Below are 21,250 nucleotides of genomic sequence, written 5' to 3'. Positions count from 1 at the left end.
TTATTTGGTTGCAACTATTTGGTTATTAAATCTTAAATTAAATTTCTTATAAGGTATATCAGCCGACTTCTGCACATACTCGGTGTGAAATACCTTAAAATTCTCCAATTTTGTTTTAAGATTTTCGAGCTCTCCTAACTCTAGGATATAATCTCCATCGTCAACAAACAAAATAAAAGAATTTTCTCTCTCTTTGCGTATTCCGGCTATGAGGTTTTTCAACAAGTTATCCTCATTTATGTTTTGAGCCAATTCCACCAAACCTTTGTAGTCATTTAGATCGATTTCTCCATCTGCAATGAGTACTTTTGCAGAGAATTCTTTGGATAATGGAATTCTCTTTTTTCGGTCTGTGATATAGTATTCCTCTTCGCCATTATGCACACGAAGAACTGGGATCTGTTGTTTTATTTCTGCATGTAATACACCATCATTTTCTAAATAAACATTAGCATACGAAATATAATCATCTTTATTGAGTAAATACTCCATATCTCTTGTGTTTACTCGCTTCATTTGCATATGAGGGTAATCGGGATGAGCTTTCTTTAAAATGGAATCCACAATCTTTTCGGTAACAAAATGATTACCATGGGCATAATCAATCATTTTCTTAACCGTATGTACCTCTCTAAGTTGGTATTTTTTGTTAGTAAACGCCAATAGAAATATCAAACCTGCTAAAAGCAATGTTATTTTTAATAAGATCCACTTCCTTTTCATGCGAAATTAGTTTTAAGCGGTTCGTATAATATATCAATATTTCCAGCACCCATCAATAGTATAATATCGGTTGAATGCTCCAAGATTTTATCATATGCATTATCTAATGAAACTACACTTGGGCGAGTTCCATTGATTTTCTCAATTTTATCGGCTAACCAGTCCGAAGTAACGCCATTTATAGGTTCTTCTCTAGCAGGGTAGATGTCGATTAAAATTAAATTCTCAAGTTTAGACAAGCTTTGAGCGAAATCATCTGCGAAATCTCTCGTTCTACTAAATAGGTGAGGTTGAAAAATTCCTAAAATAGATTTATTTGGATAGAAGTTTTTAGTAGCACGAATGATAGCATTTAATTCAGTTGGGTGGTGTGCATAATCATCTATAATCACCTTTCCATCTGCGGCAACATGGCGACTAAATCTTCTTTTAATTCCTTTAAAGGAAGCCAAGGCCTCTTTAATTTGCTCTTCCGTAACACCTATTTCCATTGACATAGCAATTGCAGCTACAGCATTTTCAATATTATGTCTACCTGGAAGCGTCATTTTAATATGATTGATTTTCCCTTTTGGATAAGTTAAATCAAAAGTGAAAAATCCATCTTCTAATTGAATATTGTCTGCAAAGTAATCGGCCTCTTCCTCAACTGCATATTTCAATGCATTTGGAATGTCAATATCTTTCTGAACAAATAATTTCTGAGAAACAATATTCCCAAAATCTTTAAAGCTCTTTTCAAGCTCTTCTTTTTCGCCGTAAATATCTAAATGATCGGCATCCATAGAAGTAATACAAGCAATGTCTGGACTTAATCTTAAGAAAGAACGATCGAATTCATCTGCTTCTACTACAGAGATTTCATCCCCATTGAAAATCATATTTGAATTATAATTTTCAACAATTCCACCAACAAATGCGGTAGATTTTAAATCTGCAACCTTAAGAATATGTCCTAATAGGCTAGAGGTGGTTGTCTTACCATGAGTACCGGCCACCGCTAAACAAGTCGTAGATTTTGTAATTAAACCTAAAACTTCTGAGCGTTTAAATACATTAAACCCATTTTCTTGGAAATAAACGAGTTCGGAATGTGTTTTAAAAACTGCAGGCGTATAAATGACAACCGTGTTTTCTTTGTTGATTTCTGAAGGAATGTTTTCGACATTGTCTGTAAAATGAATAGGCATACCTTCTTCCATCAACTTCTCGGTCAATTTGGTTTGGGTTTTATCGTATCCCAAAACATTTTTGCCCATCAGTTTGAAATAGCGAGCCAAAGCACTCATGCCTATGCCACCGATTCCGATGAAATAATAATATGTATAATCTTTAATATTCATTTAATTTCGCTTCGATTAAATCTACAATGTCTTTGGTAGCGTTTGGTTTCGCTAATTTTTTCATGTTTTCCATCAACTTTTTCTGTGCTTCAACGTCTTGCACTAAATTGATGGCAGCTTGCGTTAATTGCTCCTCAGCATCTTTATCGCCAATCATTATGGCCGCGTCTACATTTGCTAAACTTTCAGCATTTTTAGTTTGATGATCTTCTGCTGCATATGGGAAAGGAACTAAAATAGTCGGCTTTCCAATTAAGGTTAACTCCGAAATTGCCATAGCGCCTGCACGTGAAACAATAATATCAGCCGCAGCATAAGCTTGATTCATCTCATAAATAAATTCTGTGGCTTGAATTAATTCATGTTTTAAATCTTGATTAGCATTAATTTTATTCCATTCTAACTTTCCAGTTTGCCAAAGAAGCTGAATGTCTGTGTCAATAAGTTGCTCAACTGCTTTTGTCCACGTATTATTTAATGTTCTTGACCCCAAAGAACCACCGACAGATAGAATTAAAGGTTTATTTGGATTAAAACCTAGTTTCTCCTTAGCAGCTTTTTGTTCTGGTAAATTGGTGAACAGTTCCGATCTAATGGGATTTCCAGTATGATGAATTTTATCCTTTGGAAAATAATTCCCCATATTATCATAAGCTGTGCAAATAGCGAAAGCTTTATTCTTCAATAATTTATTTGTAATACCTGGAAAAGAATTCTGCTCTTGAATTAAAACTGGAACTCCTTTTTGTGCTGCAGCATACATCATAGGTCCGCTCGCGAATCCGCCTGTCCCGATGGCAATATCTGGTTTAAACTCGTTGACAATCTTTCTAGATTTCCAAACACTATCAATTAACTTAAATGGGAAAGAAGCATTGGCTAACATGTTTTTTCTTTGGATTCCAGAAATCCAAAGACCTTTTATAGGATAACCAGCTTTTGGAACTTTTTCCATTTCCATTTTATCCTTAGCACCAACAAATAAGATATCCGCTTGCGGAAAACGAGATTTAATTTCGTTCGCAATGGCAATTGCAGGGTAGATGTGTCCACCCGTGCCTCCTCCACTTAGGATGATTTTAGGCGATATCTTGGATGACTTCTTCACTTATTTTTTTGGTTTCTAATTCTTCTTTTGTTTTAATTTGACTGCTTACGCTTAATATAATTCCTAATGCTAAACAGGTAATCCATAGAGATGTTCCTCCAAAGCTAATCATAGGTAATGGCTGTCCTGTTGTTGGGAATAATCCTACGGCAACTCCCATATTAATTACAGCTTGGAAAATGATGGGTATCCCGACGGCAATTACCAATAAAGACCCAAAATAGGTATGGACTTTTGTGGCGATTACCATGATTCTAAACAAAATCATTAAGAATATAAATATTAAAGCAATACCTCCAATAGCGCCATATTCTTCTATAATTACTGCATAAATAAAATCTGAAGAGGCTTGTGGTAAGGTATGTTTAATAGCGCTTTTTCCTGGACCTTTCCCAAATTGACCACCTTCTACAATGGCTGCTTTGGCGTTGGTTTCTTGCCACTCTTCGATACTATTATCCGATGGATCTATATATCTTTCGATTCTGTTTTTCCAAGTATGCACACGCGTATTTGGCATGTCATCACCATATTTTAGTGCACCCATTACGAATAGGGTTCCGCAGAATATGATAATTCCTCCAATAACTATTAAATATTTAATAGGATAACCTCCAATAAATAACATCATCATTACCATCGTAAATAAGATGATGGCGGTGGACCCGTTGGCAGGGAAAATTAATCCAACTACCGCAAATACAGGTAATAAAACCCAAATCAAGGTTTCAAGGAAGGTTACTTTTTTATCTCGAATGATGGTGCAATACCGCGCAACATAGATCATTAACACAAGTCCGGCAAAGGTAGAGGTCTGTATGGTGAGCGGTATGCCTGGTATTTTTAACCAACGAGATGCATTGGCTCCATCAATTGAATTGTTTTGGAGTAAGGTCCAAATTAATAAAATCACGACTATAGGCAAGGCTATTACAGCCATTCCACCTATGTATTTATAGTCAACAACTTGAACAGAAAATAGTATGGCAAGTCCTATGATTAAGAAAGCCAATTGTTTTCCGAATTGCCCAAATACAGTTCCTGTTTGAGCGGCATACTCAATACTAGAACTGGCCGAGAAACCAGGTAACAAGGAGAATATGGCCAATAACATTATGAATGCTATTAGATATTTATCTCCGACTAATATTTTCTGGAAAAAGTTTTTCACGACTATAGTTTATGTACTTCTTCTTTAAATAATTTTCCTCTGTGCTCGTAGCTTTCAAATAAATCAAAACTTGCACAAGCAGGTGATAGCAATACAGTTTCTCCGTTTTTACCTAAAAGATAAGCTGTATTTACAGCATCTTTCATGTTGTTGGTTTCAATGATTTGATCCACAAATGGTGAAAATGTTTCAACAATTTTGCTGTTGTCTAAACCTAGACAAACGATTGCTTTTACTTTCTTTTTAACCATAGGAATCAACTCTTCGTAGTTGTTTCCTTTGTCTTTTCCACCAACAATCCAGATGGTTGGTGTTTTCATGCTTTGCAAAGCATAGAATACAGAGTTAACGTTGGTGGCTTTTGAATCATTGATGAATTCAATTCCATGTACGCTAATTACTGATTCTAATCTATGCTCTACAGCATCAAATTCCATCAAGCTATCCTTGATAATACTCTTTCTCAATTTCAAAATGTTACCATTCATGGCTGCTGCTAATGAATTGGAAACATTATGCTTACCGTTTAATGCTAATTCCTCTACCGTCATATTAAATTTATCTGGATGATTAATGTTAAAGTTTATGTCGTCGGCAAATGCCGCTTGTTTTTCATCTGTTAATGAAAATCCTAGTTTTTGGGCTTTAATTTTTGTGTCTTTCAATAGTTCAGAAGTAATCTCATCGTCTGCGTTGAAAATGAAATAATCGTCTTCTGTTTGATTTTTTGCGATTCTTAATTTCGCTTGACCATATTTTTTAATGTCATAGTCATACTCGTCTAAATGATCTGGTGTAATGTTCAATAGAATCGATACATAAGGTTTAAATGTGTCGATGTCGTCTAATTGAAAACTGCTCAACTCCAAAACATATAAGTCGTAATCTTGGTCGTTCATCACCATTTTAGCGAATGAATGTCCAATGTTGCCACCAAGTCCCACCTTCAAATCGGCTCTTTCGAGCATAAATGCGATTAAACTTGTGGTAGTGGTTTTGCCATTACTTCCTGTAATCGCAATAATTTTTTTATCAGTGAACTTAGATGCAAATTCTATTTCAGAGATAATTGGGATTCCAGCTTTTTTAATTTGATTAATAATAGCTGCCTTCTTTGGGATTCCAGGGCTTTTAATAATCCAATCAGCGTTTAGAATCTTGTCTGCTGTATGGCTCCCTGTCTCGAAATCAATTCCATTTTGTTTCAATACTTCAGCATGTGATTCCTTCAACTTGCCGAAATCAGATAAGAACACATCATAGCCTTGCTGCTGCGCCAATAATGCTGCACCAGTACCGCTTTCGCCTCCTCCTAATATGACAATTCTCTCTTTCAATTATCTGATTTTAAGTGTTATAATGGCTAAAATGGCAAGCATGAACCCAACGATTAAAAATCTATTGACAATCTTGCTTTCGTGATATTTTTGTAATTGAAAATGATGATGTAATGGCGACATTAAGAAAATGCGCTTTCCTTCACCAAATTTCTTTTTTGTGTATTTAAAGTAGGATACCTGCATCATAACCGATAAGCTCTCGGCTACGAAAATTCCACATAGAATCGGTAATAAAAGTTCCTTGCGAACGATAATTGCTATTACAGCAATCAAGCCTCCGATGGTTAAACTACCTGTATCACCCATAAAAATTTGAGCAGGATAGGTGTTGTACCATAAAAATCCGATTAATGCACCAATGAATGCTCCTGAGAAAATCATTACCTCTTCGGCATTGGGTATATACATGATGTTGAGGTAATTTGCGAAAATGAAGTTACCCGAAACCCATGCAAATAGAGCCAAAGCTCCTACTATAATTACAGAGGATCCTGCGGCGAGACCATCTATCCCGTCTGTAAGGTTTGCTCCATTGGAAACTGCTGTAATGATGAAAATTACAATAGGAATAAAGACAAGCCAAGCATATTTTGCGGCTTCTTCTGGTTCCATCCAAAATAGGAGAGAATCATAGTCTAATTCGTTATTTTTAAAGAATGGAATAGTCGTTTTGTTCGATTGAGCAGCTGGTTTGAATAATTCATTTGAGCTTACTCTTTCGGTTGTATTGATAGGGTTTTCCATTTTTTCTCTAATGGTTACATTATCATTAAAGTACATAATGCTTCCCACTATAACACCTAAACCAACTTGACCTAAAACCTTGAATCTACCCGCTAATCCGTCCTTGTTTTTTCGATAGTATTTTAAATAATCATCTAAAAACCCGATAACTCCCATCCAAACAGTTGAAATTAAAAGGATGATGATGTAAATGTTGTCTAGCTTAGCAAATAGTAAAACAGGAACAATGGTAGAAATGATAATAATCAAACCACCCATAGTTGGAGTTCCTTCTTTTTCTTTTTGACCAGCTAAACCTAAATCACGAACGATTTCACCATATTGCATTTTACGCAAATAGTTAATCATCCTTTTTCCGAAAATTAAGGCAATTAACAAAGAGGTAATCACTGTGATCGCTGCACGAAAAGTCGTAGAGCGCATCATGTTGATACCAGGAATATCAAAATAAGTACTTAGGTATTCTAATAGGTGATATAGCATGGCTTACTTGTTTAAGGTTTTTGCGGTTTCAATGGCAATTTGCATATCATCAAAAGGATATTTAACACCATGAATTTCTTGATAGGTTTCATGTCCTTTTCCTGCTATTAAGATGATATCACCTTTCTCTGCTAATTTGAAAGCAGTTTTAATAGCTTCTTTTCTGTCTGCGATTTTTAGATATTTTTTATAATGCTGAGGTTGAACGCCAGCTTCCATATCTTTTAAAATCTCATTAGGGTCTTCTGTTCTTGGGTTGTCAGAAGTTAAAATAGCTTGATCTGCCTGTGACGTAACAACATGAGCCATTTCTGGACGTTTGTTTTTGTCGCGATCTCCACCACATCCGGCAAGAACATATAGTTTTTCGTTTCGAGTTCTAATATTTTGAATCGTAGATATTACGTTTTCCAGAGCATCTGGTGTATGTGCGTAATCTACAATGGTAATGATACCTTGAGGTGACGTGAAAGTTTCAAATCTTCCCTCAACGTTTTTAAGTTCGCTTAAAGAAGTTAAAATTTCTTCTTCGTTCCAGCCTAATAAATTGGCAATACCATAAACTAATAAAAGGTTGGATGCATTGAAGGTTCCTACCAGAGTAGTCCAAAATTCTTTATCGTTAAATTGCAACAACATGCCGTGGAATTGGTTTTCGATAACCTTTCCTTTGAAATCGGCTGAAGTTTTTAAGGCATAACTATATTTCTTCGCGTGAGTGTTTTGAAGCATTACCCAACCATTCTTATCATCGATATTGGTAAGAGCAAAAGCATCTTTAGATAAATTATCGAAGAAAGCTTTTTTAGCCGCAATATAATTTTTGAATGTTTCGTGGTAGTCTAAGTGATCGTGCGTGATATTAGTAAAGCCAGCACCCGCGAATTTTAAACCTGCAATTCTATTTTGGTGAATCCCATGTGAACTCACTTCCATAAAAGCATATTCAATTCCCTCTTCTACAGCTTGAGCCAATATTCTATTGATTTCAATAATGTCAGGCGTAGTATGAGTTGAAGGTATTTCCTCTTTATGGATTTTAATGTTAATTGTAGAAATAAGCGCTGCAGGATAGCCCAACTTTTCGCTTAACTCATATAGTAAAGTTGCTGTAGTCGTTTTACCATTCGTACCTGTAACTCCAACTAACTTTAATTTTTTGGTTGGGTTGTCATAGAAATTTGCAGCCATCGCGCCTAATGCGATAGAAGTATCTTTTACTTTAATATAAGTAATATGCTCCTTTCTATTTTTAGGTAAAGTAGAACAAACAACTACTTCGGCACCTTTGTTAATAGCTTGATCAATATATTCATGACCATCTACCGCAAATCCCGAAATGGCGACAAAGACACATCCTTGCTCAACCTTACGCGAGTCAAAGCTTATTGCTTTAATCTCTTGATCGGTTGTGCCAATGATGTCCAAAATTTGGGTTTTATATAGCAGGTCTTTTAACTTCATATATTGTCTAGTTCTAAATGTATTTTTTTAACTTTTGGTAAAGCCGATCCTGGTTCAATCGATTGACTTTTCACTTTTCCAACACCGGTATAAGTCACCTCAAAGCCAAGATTCTCTAAGGCTGGAATTACTTCATAACCTTTCTTACCTAATAAATTAGGAATGGTCTTTTTGTTTGAATTGATATTGAATGGCTTTTTAGCAGCGTAAGTTGTTTTCAGCTGTAATGTGTCTGGTATTAAATAAGGCTTTGGTGTACTTACATAAACGTGCTCCATTAATGCCTGGAAAACAGGTCCTGCTACGGTAGAGCCATAGATTCCTTTTGTTCTAGATGGTTTATGAACTACAACAATCACAGAGTATTTTGGATCTTCTACTGGGAAATAACCCGCGAAAGATGCTCTATACTGAATAGGAATATCTTTTCTCCAATATTCAACTCTTGCTGTACCTGTTTTACCTGCTGCAGAATAGTGCTCATTATAGAACGCTCTACCTGTACCGGTTTTAACCGTACCAGCTAGCATGGCCTGCATCTTTTTGATGGTGCTATCAGCTGCCATTTTCTTAACACGAACCACTGGTTGAAATTCTTTTACAATATCTCCATGTTTGCGAATTTGCTTTACAAACAAAGGCTTTAGCATGATACCATTATTCGCTACTCCATTATAAAAAGTCAGCAATTGTAAAGGCGTTAATTTACTTTCATATCCAAAAGAGAAGGAAGATAAAGTTTGTTTACTCCATGATTTTCCGTCTGGATCTGGAATATAAGGTTCTGCTTCACCTGGAATATCAACGTCAAGCTTTTGGTTAAGTTTCCATCTGCCATTAATGATATCCATGAAATCCTCAGGTTCTTGTTGCCAAATGTCAGTCACGACTTTAGCTGTTCCGATATTCGAAGACTTTTCAAGAATTTGCTTAACGGTTAATTCTCCATAGCCATAAGAGTCGGAGATGGTTCTTCCGAATAATCTCATTCTACCACCATGTGTAGCAACCGTTGTGGCGGTATCTACTTTTCCAGAGTCTAAAGCTGCTAATAATGATATCGTTTTAATGGTTGAACCTGGTTCGCTAGCTTCACCTACAGCAAAGTTCTGGATATCAGCATAATTGCCATCATCTAATCTAGTTAGATTAGCAATTGCTTTAATTTCACCTGTTTTAACTTCCATTACTATAACGCATCCATGATGTGCTTCGTAATCGGTAAGCTGTTGATATAATGTATTGTAAGCTACGTTTTGTAATCCAATGTCTATGGTGGTAACCACATCCATTCCTTCCTCGGCGTCTACTTCGGTAGAAACACTAATAGGTCGCCAATTACCGCCACCCATTCTTTGCTCTAATCTTCTACCGTCGTGGCCAGAAAGTAAATCATTATAAGCTCCTTCTAAGCCAACTTTAATGGAATCTCCTTTTACGTATCCTAATGTTCTGGCTCCAATATCCTTAACTGAGCGCTCTCTAATCAATTTATCCTCTACAATAAAACCACCTTTGATTTGTCCTTGATCGAAGATTGGAAATTTCTTAACACGATTAAGTTGTCTAAAGTTGAGGTTTCTAGCTAATCTTAAATATTGCTTTTCGTTATGTTTAGCATTCAAAATGATTTTAGCATAATGCTTTGAATCTTTTCCGAACATTTTGCTCAACGAATCCGCAAGAGCATTTAAATGTTGGTCTACTAATTCTTGGCGCATAGCTTTAGCATCAATAGCAATATCATAATGACGTACAGAAGTTGCTAATAAGCTTCCATCCGATGCATATAGATTTCCTCTTTGTGCTGGAATAATGGCTTCGCGGAAATTAGTTCGCTGAGTGAAGCTTTCCAACTTTTCTCTTTGCTCGGGATCTGTCTGAAGGTTGATTAATTTGTAAACAATACCCACAGACATAATCACCAATAGAAGACCTATGGCGTATGCTTTAAGTAATATTTCCTTTTTACTCTTAATCATTTTTGTGTCAACTTGTAGGGTTGAACCGTTGATTTCTTAATACTATCCTTCAAAACTTTTTCTGCAACAAAAGATTCCATTTTGCTTTGCATTACACTTTTGTGTAAATCAGAATATTCTGACTTTAAATCAGCAACCTCTCTTTGCAACTTTCTAATCTTTACAACTTTCTTGTCTGCCCAGTGCGAGCTACTAATACTTATAAAAGCAAGAGCTGCTAGGAAAAAGACAAAACGCCAATTCCCAAAAGAACCTTCTTCTACTAAGAATTTTCCTTTAAGAATATCCTTTATCGAGATGCTAGATTTATTTTTCTTCTTCGGCATGATTTCTAATTCCAATTCTTAATTTAGCACTCCTAGCGCGAGGATTTTTTGCTATTTCATCTTCATTAGCCGTCATGGCTTTCGATTGTAATGGCTTAAATGGCGCATACCAATTACCATATATATCTTTCTCGGGTTCGCCTTCAAACATTCCGCTTCTGATAAATCGTTTCGCTAATCTATCCTCTAAGGAGTGATAGGATATAAGAACCAATCTACCATCAGGTTTAATGATGTCTGGCGTTGAAAGCAATAATTCTTCTAAAGCTTTCATTTCATCATTTATTTCAATGCGGAGCGCTTGAAATAATTGAGCATATATTTTGTTTTTTCTATGATCTGGAATAAAACCAGCAAATAGATTCTTTAAATCTGTAGTCGTCTTGATTTCGTTTTCCTTGCGTTCGTGAACAATTTTGTTTGCCCATTTTTTAGCAGAACGCAATTCGCCGTAGTTAGCAAATACTCTAGCAATATCAGACTCATCTGCTTCCATTAAGAAACTCGCAGCAGTTTTGCTTTGTTGTTGGTTCATGCGCATGTCTAAATCACCCTCGAAGCGTGTAGAAAAACCTCTCTCACCTGTATCAAATTGATGAGATGAAACACCCAGGTCGGCTAAAAGTCCATCTATTTGTTTGATGCCCATAAAGCGCAATTGGTTTTTTACATATCTAAAATTAGACATGACCAATTGAAACCTCGGGTCATCTATTATGTTTTGTTTTGCGTCTAAATCTTGATCAAAAGATATAAGTCTACCTTTATCACTCAAACGAGAAAGGATTTCTCTTGAGTGACCGCCGCCGCCAAAAGTAACATCCACATAAATTCCGTCGGGATTCTTAACTAATTGGTCAACGCTTTCTTTAAGTAAAACTGGATCATGATATGTCATTGTCGTCTTCATTTCCCATTACTTCCTCTGCCAGTGCTGCGAAATCCATATCGTCTGGATTAACAGCTTTTTCATACAACTCCTTGTCCCATATCTCGATGATGTTGATGGCCGAAGAGACCACAACCTCTTTATCGATATTAGCAAATGCCACTAAATCTTTTGCGATTTGTACGCGGCCACTACTATCGATGTCAACAGGTTTAACGCCTGCAGAAAATCTTCTGATGAATTCGTTGTTCTTTTGTTTAAAGCGATTAAGTTTGCCAACTTGTTGCATAACATTATTCCATTCGCTCATGGGATAAAGCTCTAAACAAGGTTGAAAAACGGAGCGTTTTAATACAAAACCTTCATCAGTGATGTCACCTAATTGTTTGCGTAACCCCATAGGAAGAGCCAGACGCCCTTTGGCATCGACTTTACATTCATATGTTCCGATGAGATTTAACACTACCAATTAATTTCTTCAAAAATAGGAAAGAATTAGAACATTTTCCCACATTTCACCACATTTTCCCACTTTTGTTGAAAACTTTAACTTTTAAGCTCTCTTAGAAGCTTTGAAAAGCTGATGTATAAGCTAATACAGAGGTTCCCAAATCTTATTGACATTTTAGGGTGTTTTAATGAGTTTTTAGATTTTTCTCTTAAACATCATGTTTCAAGTAGATTTAATTTGAAAATCAAAGACTTATATCTCTTGTAATTGTTTCTTCTCATTCATCAGAATTTTGATTTGGAATTAAAAGTGGGATTTTGTGGAAGTAAATATTAAACAAGGTATTTACTCTAGAATTTCTGATGCATTTTATGACACGAAGCATGCAACAGCGATTGTATGGAAATCCTTTTGTTGGGAGGGCGCAATAAAAAACGAAGTAGAAGAGTGGCGTGCTTGCACAAACTCCTTCTACGAGATTTTTTGTCGCCATGCCAACAAAAGATTGGAAGGAAAGCGCGGTCTTTTCGATTGCTTTAGTGATGTTAAGTTGCAGAAAATGAGAAAGAAACAATCGAAAAGAGTTGCCTAAATGAGCATTATTATTGTTATGAATGCATAGTTGCCTAAAATAATGTATTTTTGTAGCTTAGTTCCAAACTAACGTGCATGTTATTTAAGATAAAAAAACAGAAAAAGTATAGTTTTATAGAGGAGGGTGAAGGTCATCCAATTGTATTACTTCATGGTTTGATGGGAGGTTTGAGTAATTTTGATGCGATGATGAAATATTTTTCGTCGCGTGGTTACAAAGTTTACGCACCTAATTTGCCAATCCTTGACATGCCAATTCTGAATACCAATGTTGGGAATATTGCTAAGTTTGTTAGTGGTTTTTTGAAAGATATTGTTAAAGAACCAGCTACTTTGGTAGGAAATTCTCTTGGTGGTCATGTGGGACTGGTAGTGACTAAGGATCATCCAGATTTAGTGCATTCACTTGTTTTGACTGGAAGTTCTGGACTATACGAAAAATCTTTTGGGGAGACTTTCCCAAAAAGAGGAAGTTATGAGTATGTGAAAAAGAAAGCTGAGGAGGTTTTCTTTGATCCGAAAGTAGCGACGAAAGAAATTGTAGATGAGGTTTACGATACGGTAAATAACTCGAAGAAGGCGATTAAAATTTTATACATTGCACGTAGCGCCATTAAACATAATATGAAGAATGACCTAGTGAATATTAAGGTCCCAGTATGTTTGATTTGGGGTAAGCAAGATGGTGTAACGCCACCTGAAGTTGCTGTAGAGTTTGAAGCTGGATTGCCTAATGCTACTTTGCATTGGATAGATGAATGTGGCCATGCAGCCATGATGGAACATCCTGAATTGTTTAACCAAATATTGTTTGAGTGGTTAGATCCTAAGGTGAAAAAGGAAAAATGATTATAAAAACCGCAACTTTTGTTGAGAGTAATACGGATTGGTCTAAATGCCCAGAACCGAATATTCCTGAATACGCTTTTATTGGTAGATCTAATGTAGGTAAGTCGTCTTTGATTAACTTACTTACCAATCAAAAGAAATTAGCCAAAACGTCTTCGACACCAGGAAAGACGCAGTTAATCAATCACTTTTTGATTAATGAATCTTGGTATTTGGTCGATTTACCGGGGTATGGATACGCTAAGGTATCTAAGAAAGATCGCGAGAAATTCGGGAAATTAATTACCAATTACATTACAAAACGTAAGAATTTAGTGAATGTATTTTTGTTGGTAGATAGTCGCCATGACCCTCAAAAGAGCGATTTAGAGTTTATGGAATTTTTAGGCAAAAATGGAATTCCATTTACAATTGTAATGACAAAAATTGATAAGCTGAACTCGGCTAAGTTAGGTAAGAATTTAGCTAAATATAAATCTGAGTTACTTAAGACTTGGGCAGAATTACCACCTTTTTATACTACATCAGCTGCATCTAAATTAGGCGCTGAAAATATTTTAGCTGATATAGACCATTATAATAAACAACTAGCCGAAAGGTTTTAGATTTTAGAGTAGGGTTAAGTGTATATGGTGTAGAGTTGAGATTCCAACTTGTATAATTGTTTATCTCATTATGTACATTCTATCAATGGTTTAAACAAATACAAAGCTTTTAAAATAAAACATACAGCTCTCCAATAGGGGAGTTTTTTTATGCTATATATAGGTATAAAAAAAGCCGTCTATTTCTAGACGACTTTTATAAATACAGTTCAATATTTTTAATTTATTTTACCTTTTCTACAATTGCTTTGAAAGCATCTGGGTGATTTAACGCTAAATCAGCCAATACTTTACGGTTCAATTCGATATTGCTCTTCTTCATAGCACCCATAAATTGACTATAAGTCATTCCATGTTGGCGCGCAGCTGCATTAATACGAAGGATCCACAAAGCGCGGAAATTTCTCTTTTTGGTTTTTCTATCACGGTAAGAATAAAGCATTGCTTTTTCTACCGCGTTTTTAGCCACTGTCCAAACGTTTTTACGACGTCCGTAGTAACCTTTGGCCTGTTTGATGATTTTTTTACGTCTTCTTCTTGACGCTACTGAATTTACTGATCTTGGCATAATTTTTAATTTTTTGACTGTGGGCGGATGAATTTAATCACCTCTTTGATTGTTGCCTGCGGTCGGGTTAATATTAATTAATAAACCGGTTGAAATATTATTTCAATCCTAATTGTTGTTTAACACTGTGCATATCTGGATCTGCAACCAATGTCATTTTTGTTAAATTCTTCTTACGTTTCTTAGACTTTTTAGTCAAGATGTGGCTTTTAAAAGCGTGTTTGCGCTTAATCTTTCCAGTTCCTGTAAGTTTGAAACGTTTCTTAGCTCCTGATTTTGTTTTCTGCTTTGGCATAATTTCTATATTTATTGAACTGATTTATGTTTTAAAAAATGAAGGAACAAGCGATTTCTTCTTGTCCCTTTTTATTTGTTTAATTATTTAAATGGAACTAAAAATTACTTTTTAGGAGCCATCATCATAATCATTCTTTTTCCTTCTAGTTTTGGCATTTGTTCTACTTTACCAAACTCTTCTAAGTCCTGTGCTAATTTAAGCAACAAGATTTCTCCTTGATCCTTAAACACAATAGAACGACCTTTAAAGAAAACATAGGCTTTTAACTTAGATCCATCTTTAAGGAAACTTTCTGCATGACGTTTTTTAAATTCGTAATCATGCTCGTCCGTATTAGGGCCGAATCGAATCTCTTTAATCGTTACCTTAGTTTGTTTGGCCTTCATTTCCTTCTGACGTTTCTTTTGGTCATATAGGAATTTTTTGTAGTCCAAAATTTTGGCTACTGGAGGCTTTGCATTCTCAGTAATTAACACAAGGTCTAACTCGTTTTCCTTGGCTAATGCTAATGCATCTTTAGTTTTATAGACACCTATCTTTAGGTCTTCTATATCACCCACAACACGCACTTCTGGAACACGAATGTTCTCGTTAATTTTGTGTTGATCTTCCTGTTTTCTTCTTGGTGGTCGGTATCCACCACGTCTTCTTATTGCGATAATCTATAATGTTTTGGTTATACTCTCATTTCATTTTCGAGACGACTTTTGAACTCTTCAATCGTAAATGTTCCTAAATCTCCCTCGCCGTGTTTCCTTACAGAAACCGTATTGCTTTCTTCTTCCTTTTCGCCTACAATCAACATATAAGGGATTTTCCCTACCTCTGCATCGCGAATTTTCCTTCCGGTTTTCTCAGCTCTACTATCTATAAGGCCACAAATATCGGAATTTTCTATGGAATTTAAAACTTTTTTACTGTATTCTAAGTACTTATCGCTAATTGGTAGAATAATAAATTGCTCTGGCGTCAACCACATAGGGAATTCGCCTGCTGTGTTTTCTATCAAAATTGCGATAAACCTTTCTAATGAACCAAAAGGAGCCCTGTGAATCATCACCGGACGATGTTTTTCTCCATCAGACCCAATGTAAGTTAAATCAAACCTCTTAGGTAAGTTATAATCTACTTGAATCGTTCCTAATTGCCAACTTCTTCCTAAAGCATCCTTCACCATGAAGTCTAATTTAGGGCCGTAGAACGCAGCTTCGCCATATTCTACAACAGCTTTTAATCCTTTATCCTCTACAGCTTGCTTAATTGCATTTTCTGCTTTATCCCAATCTTCGTCAGATCCAATGTATTTTTCCTTATTCTCCTGATCTCTCAAAGAAATTTGAGTTGAGAAATCTTCAAAACCTAAAGAGCCAAATACATATAATACTAAGTCAATTACTTTTTTGAACTCTTCTAATAATTGATCTGGTGTACAGAAGATATGCGCATCATCCTGCGTAAACCCACGTACACGAGTCAATCCATGTAACTCACCTGATTGTTCATAACGATAAACCGTTCCAAATTCTGCAAAACGCTTTGGCAAATCACGATAAGACCATTGTGAACTCTTATAAATCTCACAGTGGTGTGGACAGTTCATTGGTTTTAACATGAACTCTTCTCCTTCGTTTGGCGTAGTAATAGGTCTAAAGCTATCCTCACCATACTTCTCATAGTGTCCAGAAGTTATGTACAACTCCTTTCCACCAATATGAGGCGTAACCACCATTTCGTAGCCAGCTTTTTGCTGTGCACGCATTAGGAAGTTTTCTAATTTTCTTCTTAAGGCTGCACCTTTTGGTAACCAAAGTGGTAAGCCTGCTCCAACTTTCTCAGAGAAAGTGAAGATTCCTAGTTCCTTACCAATTTTTCTGTGGTCACGTTTTTTAGCCTCTTCTAGATTATGTAAATATTCTTTTAATTCTTTTTGTTTTGGAAATGAGATACCATAAACACGCGTTAACTGCTTGTTTTTCTCATCTCCACGCCAATAAGCACCAGCAGCATTAAGAATCTTAACTGCCTTAACGATAGACGTATTCGGTATGTGCCCACCACGACATAAGTCGGTAAAGTTGTCATGCGAACAGAAAGTAATTTCACCATCCTCCAAGTTCTCGATCAACTCAGTTTTGAATGGATTGTCCTTGTACATTTCCAAAGCTTCTGCCTTAGAAACAGGATATAAATTGAATTCGCTTTTCTTTTTAGCGTTTTCAAGCATTTTCTTTTCGATTTTCTCGAAATCCTTCTCAGAAAGAGGCGTATCTCCAAAATCTACATCATAGTAAAAACCATTATCAATTGCCGGTCCGATGGTTAACTTCGCATCTGGAAAGAACTCCAAAATAGCCTGAGCTAACAGGTGAGCCGATGAGTGCCAAAATGCTTTTTTACCTAGTTTATCGTTCCAGGTAAGAAGGGTTAATTGGCTATCTTCGGTTATAGGTGTTGTAACCTCTACTTGTTGATCGTTTACCAAAGCAGAAATAACGTTTCTCGCTAAACCTTCGCTAATGTCCTTTGCTACTTCCATAGGAGTAACCTGACTTTCAAAAGAGCGAATGCTACCGTCGGGAAGAGTAATGTTTACCATATAAAATTCTTAGGTTGGCAAAGATAATGAGAAAAGATAAAAATAGGGTAAGAATTTAGTTGATACTATGGAATAATGCTTTTGGAAGTCATCAACCTCGAGTCTAAATTGTACTTATGCGGTATTTAATGAATAAATTTTAGGGCGAATTTTTGTTTCGTCAATGTTTTGACGAAACAAAAACCGGGCTTTTTGTTCCAATCTTGTGATGATTTAGAGACAAAAAATCTCATAAAAAGAGCTTCTAAGGTCGCTTTTTTATTTCGTTTTTTGTTGCCCTAAATCATCACAAGGATTTCCACGCCAATCCCTTTCGCGGCTCCGCGCTTATCAGGTAGAGATTAGAAGGGGAAATGTGGAATGGACTTTATAAGATACGCGCTAATTGTTGTTAATCCATTGTTGGCTTTTTAATACTACATAAACTACCTAATTAAACTTTTAGATTGAAGTGAATACTTTTATTCAATTTAAATTTTAAAAATCCACGGACTGACATCAAATTTCTAATAGTTCGGTTTTCAAATTACAGCACAGTTTTTGATATATTTGTGTCATATGCTAGAAATTAAAGACGCTCAATTCGAGCGAGTGGTTTTGGTCGGGTTAATTACTCAAGACCAGCCAGAAGAAAAATTAGAAGAATACATGGACGAGCTAGAGTTCCTTGCCTTTACAGCAGGGGCTGAAACTTTGGCGCGTTATACACAAAAACTTTCACAACCAGATGCTAAATACTTCGTTGGTAGTGGAAAATTAAAAGAAATAAAAGAATACGTTCAAGAAAACGAGGTAGATACATTAATCTTTGATGACGAATTGACACCATCTCAGTTGAAAAACATTGAGAAGTTAATGGAGATCAAGATTATGGATAGAACAAACTTGATTCTTGATATTTTCGCGCAAAGAGCTCAAACTTCTTATGCGAGAACACAAGTTGAGTTAGCTCAATATGAATATTTATTGCCACGATTGACTCGAATGTGGACTCACTTGGAGCGTCAGCGAGGTGGTATTGGTATGCGTGGTCCTGGTGAAACAGAGATTGAGACGGATAGACGTATTATTCGTGATAGGATTACCTTATTGAAGAAGAAATTAGAGAAGATTGACAAGCAGATGGCTACACAACGTAGCAACCGTGGACAATTGGTTCGTGTTGCTTTAGTTGGATACACCAACGTTGGTAAGTCAACCTTGATGAACGTTTTGAGCAAATCTGACGTATTTGCTGAGGATAAACTCTTTGCTACATTAGATACAACGGTAAGAAAAGTGGTGATTGGTAATTTACCATTCCTTTTAACCGATACGGTTGGATTCATTAGAAAGTTACCTACGCAATTAGTTGAGTCCTTTAAATCAACCCTAGACGAGGTGAGAGAGGCAGATTTGATTGTGCACGTGATTGATATTTCACATCCAAGCTTTGAAGATCATATTAGATCAGTAAATGAAACTTTAGAGGACATCGATAGTAGAGATAAACCAACGATTCTTGTGTTTAATAAGATTGACCAGTTTAAACAAGCCAAGAAAGAAGCTGTTGCAGATGATGAAGTCTTAGAAGATAATTATACGCTAGAGGAGTTAAAGAGAATGTGGGTGAATAAATCACAAGATCCAAGTATCTTTATTTCTGCGGTAAAAGGAACGAATTTAGAAGAATTAAGAAAGTTGATGTACGAAGAAATCAAAGGAATCCATGAAACTAGATTCCCGTACAATAATTACTTATTCAACTACTATGATCATTTATCTGAAGAGCAGGAGTAATTAAAATTATTGAATAAAAAGAAAGTTTAAAGCATAAAAAAAATCCACAAATCGAAATTTGTGGATTTTTTAGTTTTATATAATTTGTGTTATTCAGCTAGAATAATACATTTATTATTGTTCATTTCAACGATACCACCGTTAACAGGTAGGAACATTACTTTAGAATCGCTTGGAGACATTTCTAACATTCCGTCTTCGTTGTTGTAATCTACAAACTCAGTTGTATGTGTATGAATCTCGATTTTACCTGCTTCTAATGTAGAAACAATAGCCGCGTGGTTTTCTAACATTTGGAACTGTCCCATTTTTCCTGGAACAATTACCGAGTCAACCTCGCCATCGAAAATCACATACTCTGGAGTTATGATTTGTAATTTTAATGCCATAATAATTTTATTATACTTCTGCTAACATTTTCTCACCTGCCTCGATAGCCTCTTCGATAGAACCTCTCAAGTTGAACGCAGCCTCTGGATATTGGTCAACTTCTCCGTCTAAGATCATGTTGAATCCTTTGATTGTGTCTTTAATGTCAACTAATACACCTGGGATACCTGTAAACTGCTCTGCTACGTGGAAAGGCTGAGAAAGGAATCTCTGTACACGTCTTGCTCTGTGTACAACTAATTTATCCTCTTCTGAAAGCTCTTCCATACCAAGAATCGCAATAATATCTTGTAGTGCTTTATATCTTTGTAGAATTTCTTTTACTCTTTGTGCAGTATCGTAGTGCTCTTTACCAACGATTTCTGGAGTCAAGATTCTTGATGTAGAATCTAATGGATCCACCGCAGGATAAATACCTAATGAAGCAATCTTACGAGACAATACCGTTGTAGCATCCAAGTGAGCGAAAGTTGTCGCTGGAGCAGGGTCAGTCAAGTCATCCGCAGGTACGTAAACCGCCTGTACTGATGTAATAGATCCGTTTTTAGTAGAAGTAATACGCTCTTGCATCGCACCCATCTCAGTTGCCAAAGTTGGTTGGTAACCTACCGCTGATGGCATACGACCTAATAAAGCCGATACCTCAGAACCAGCCTGTGTAAAACGGAAGATGTTATCAACGAAGAATAATACGTCACGACCTTGTCCTTCTCCGTCACCATCACGATAGTACTCAGCTAATGTAAGACCTGATAAAGCAACACGAGCACGTGCTCCTGGAGGTTCGTTCATCTGTCCGAATACGAAGGTAGCTTTAGATTCTTTTAATTCTTCTCTATCTACTTTAGATAAATCCCATCCGCCTTCTTCCATAGATTGCATAAAGTCATCACCGTATCTAATAATACCAGACTCTAACATCTCACGTAATAAGTCATTACCCTCACGAGTTCTCTCACCAACACCTGCGAATACAGATAAACCACCGTGTCCTTTTGCAATGTTGTTAATTAACTCCTGAATTAATACAGTTTTACCAACACCAGCACCACCGAATAAACCAATCTTACCACCTTTTGCATATGGCTCAATTAAGTCGATTACCTTAATACCAGTAAATAAAATTTCTGAAGATGTAGATAAATCCTCGAATTTAGGAGCTGGACGGTGAATAGGTAAAGAATTAGTTTTGTCTAAGTTTCCTAATCCATCAATAGCATTACCCACAACATTGAATAATCTACCTTTGATTTCGTCGCCAATTGGCATAGCAATAGGTTGACCTGTAGTAATTACTTTTTGTCCTCTTTGTAAACCGTCTGTTGAATCCATAGAGATACATCTTACCGTATCTTGACCGATGTGCTGTTCTACCTCTAGAATCAAGTTCTCGCCATTCTCTTTTATAACCTCTAACGAGTCATAAATGTTAGGTAATTCTTCTACTTTATCAAAAACAACGTCGATTACGGGTCCAATAATCTGAGCAATTTTTCCTGTGTTATGTGCCATTTGTATTAAATTAGGTACTTCTATAAAATTTTGTG

General features: G+C 36.1%; 20 protein-coding genes. 3 read left to right on the top strand and 17 right to left on the bottom strand.

Features of this window, described 5'->3' with window-relative positions; translation table 11 throughout:
- From NLM59_RS04265 to mraZ, 11 genes are read right to left on the bottom strand one after another with little or no spacing between them, the layout of a single operon-like run.
- On the bottom strand, positions 1–723 hold the full coding sequence (locus tag NLM59_RS04265; protein WP_304416501.1) for a cell division protein FtsQ/DivIB: 723 nt from the start codon (positions 721–723) through the stop codon (positions 1–3).
- Positions 720–2,066: a UDP-N-acetylmuramate--L-alanine ligase gene (gene murC / locus NLM59_RS04260; RefSeq protein WP_304416500.1), complete on the bottom strand. Its 1,347-nt coding sequence runs from the start codon at positions 2,064–2,066 to the stop codon at positions 720–722. The genes NLM59_RS04265 and murC overlap by 4 nt, the downstream gene beginning before the upstream one ends.
- Entirely contained in the window at positions 2,056–3,174 is a 1,119-nt protein-coding gene (gene murG, locus NLM59_RS04255; RefSeq protein ID WP_304416499.1) for an undecaprenyldiphospho-muramoylpentapeptide beta-N-acetylglucosaminyltransferase, read from the bottom strand. Before murG ends, murC begins: the two co-directional genes overlap by 11 nt.
- On the bottom strand, positions 3,146–4,345 hold the full coding sequence (locus NLM59_RS04250; protein WP_304416498.1) for an FtsW/RodA/SpoVE family cell cycle protein: 1,200 nt from the start codon (positions 4,343–4,345) through the stop codon (positions 3,146–3,148). Before NLM59_RS04250 ends, murG begins: the two co-directional genes overlap by 29 nt.
- A gap of 2 nt (positions 4,346–4,347) precedes the next feature.
- On the bottom strand, positions 4,348–5,682 hold the full coding sequence (gene murD, locus NLM59_RS04245; RefSeq protein WP_304416497.1) for a UDP-N-acetylmuramoyl-L-alanine--D-glutamate ligase: 1,335 nt from the start codon (positions 5,680–5,682) through the stop codon (positions 4,348–4,350).
- A complete protein-coding gene (gene mraY / locus NLM59_RS04240; protein WP_304416496.1) occupies positions 5,683–6,912 on the bottom strand; it encodes a phospho-N-acetylmuramoyl-pentapeptide-transferase in 1,230 nt (409 codons plus the stop codon).
- 3 nt (positions 6,913–6,915) lie between these two features.
- On the bottom strand, positions 6,916–8,376 hold the full coding sequence (locus tag NLM59_RS04235; protein WP_304416495.1) for a UDP-N-acetylmuramoyl-L-alanyl-D-glutamate--2,6-diaminopimelate ligase: 1,461 nt from the start codon (positions 8,374–8,376) through the stop codon (positions 6,916–6,918).
- A complete protein-coding gene (locus NLM59_RS04230; protein ID WP_304416494.1) occupies positions 8,373–10,358 on the bottom strand; it encodes a penicillin-binding protein in 1,986 nt (661 codons plus the stop codon). Before NLM59_RS04230 ends, NLM59_RS04235 begins: the two co-directional genes overlap by 4 nt.
- On the bottom strand, positions 10,355–10,684 hold the full coding sequence (locus NLM59_RS04225) for an FtsL-like putative cell division protein (protein ID WP_304416493.1): 330 nt from the start codon (positions 10,682–10,684) through the stop codon (positions 10,355–10,357). Before NLM59_RS04225 ends, NLM59_RS04230 begins: the two co-directional genes overlap by 4 nt.
- Positions 10,665–11,594 (bottom strand): 16S rRNA (cytosine(1402)-N(4))-methyltransferase RsmH, encoded by a 930-nt coding sequence (rsmH, locus tag NLM59_RS04220; protein ID WP_304416492.1) that lies wholly within the window; start codon positions 11,592–11,594, stop codon positions 10,665–10,667. The genes NLM59_RS04225 and rsmH overlap by 20 nt, the downstream gene beginning before the upstream one ends.
- Positions 11,569–12,036 (bottom strand): division/cell wall cluster transcriptional repressor MraZ, encoded by a 468-nt coding sequence (gene mraZ, locus NLM59_RS04215; protein WP_304416491.1) that lies wholly within the window; start codon positions 12,034–12,036, stop codon positions 11,569–11,571. The genes rsmH and mraZ overlap by 26 nt, the downstream gene beginning before the upstream one ends.
- A 657-nt stretch (positions 12,037–12,693) precedes the next feature.
- On the opposite strand from mraZ, the gene NLM59_RS04210 reads away from it, so the two are divergent.
- Positions 12,694–13,467, top strand: a complete 774-nt coding sequence (locus NLM59_RS04210) for an alpha/beta fold hydrolase (protein WP_304416490.1) — start codon at positions 12,694–12,696, stop codon at positions 13,465–13,467.
- Positions 13,464–14,072 (top strand): ribosome biogenesis GTP-binding protein YihA/YsxC, encoded by a 609-nt coding sequence (yihA, locus tag NLM59_RS04205; RefSeq protein WP_304416489.1) that lies wholly within the window; start codon positions 13,464–13,466, stop codon positions 14,070–14,072. Before NLM59_RS04210 ends, yihA begins: the two co-directional genes overlap by 4 nt.
- A gap of 223 nt (positions 14,073–14,295) precedes the next feature.
- On the opposite strand, the gene rplT is transcribed toward yihA, so the two are convergent.
- The 4 genes from rplT to thrS all read right to left on the bottom strand — a co-directional run bounded on the left by rplT (position 14,296) and on the right by thrS (position 17,534).
- A complete protein-coding gene (gene rplT, locus NLM59_RS04200; protein ID WP_304416488.1) occupies positions 14,296–14,640 on the bottom strand; it encodes a 50S ribosomal protein L20 in 345 nt (114 codons plus the stop codon).
- Between the two features lie 97 nt (positions 14,641–14,737).
- Positions 14,738–14,935, bottom strand: a complete 198-nt coding sequence (gene rpmI, locus NLM59_RS04195; RefSeq protein WP_304416487.1) for a 50S ribosomal protein L35 — start codon at positions 14,933–14,935, stop codon at positions 14,738–14,740.
- 104 nt (positions 14,936–15,039) lie between these two features.
- Positions 15,040–15,591, bottom strand: coding sequence for a translation initiation factor IF-3 (infC, locus tag NLM59_RS04190; RefSeq protein WP_304416527.1), 552 nt, complete (start codon positions 15,589–15,591; stop codon positions 15,040–15,042).
- A 23-nt stretch (positions 15,592–15,614) separates the two neighbouring features.
- Positions 15,615–17,534: a threonine--tRNA ligase gene (gene thrS, locus NLM59_RS04185; protein ID WP_304416486.1), complete on the bottom strand. Its 1,920-nt coding sequence runs from the start codon at positions 17,532–17,534 to the stop codon at positions 15,615–15,617.
- A gap of 558 nt (positions 17,535–18,092) precedes the next feature.
- On the opposite strand from thrS, the gene hflX reads away from it, so the two are divergent.
- Complete coding sequence (gene hflX / locus NLM59_RS04180) at positions 18,093–19,313, top strand: GTPase HflX (protein ID WP_304416485.1); 1,221 nt, start codon at positions 18,093–18,095, stop codon at positions 19,311–19,313.
- A gap of 89 nt (positions 19,314–19,402) precedes the next feature.
- Here the strand turns inward: hflX and NLM59_RS04175 are convergent, their stop codons facing one another.
- On the bottom strand, positions 19,403–19,702 hold the full coding sequence (locus NLM59_RS04175) for a FoF1 ATP synthase subunit delta/epsilon (protein ID WP_304416484.1): 300 nt from the start codon (positions 19,700–19,702) through the stop codon (positions 19,403–19,405).
- A gap of 10 nt (positions 19,703–19,712) precedes the next feature.
- Positions 19,713–21,215 carry a F0F1 ATP synthase subunit beta gene (gene atpD / locus NLM59_RS04170; protein WP_304416483.1) on the bottom strand — a complete coding sequence of 501 codons (1,503 nt, stop codon included), beginning with the start codon at positions 21,213–21,215 and terminating at the stop codon, positions 19,713–19,715.
- Positions 21,216–21,250: the final 35 nt, after the last annotated feature.

The organism is Profundicola chukchiensis (assembly GCF_029664245.1).
Lineage (GTDB): Bacteria > Bacteroidota > Bacteroidia > Flavobacteriales > Weeksellaceae > Profundicola > Profundicola chukchiensis.
This window is presented reverse-complemented; position numbering and strand designations above follow the sequence as displayed.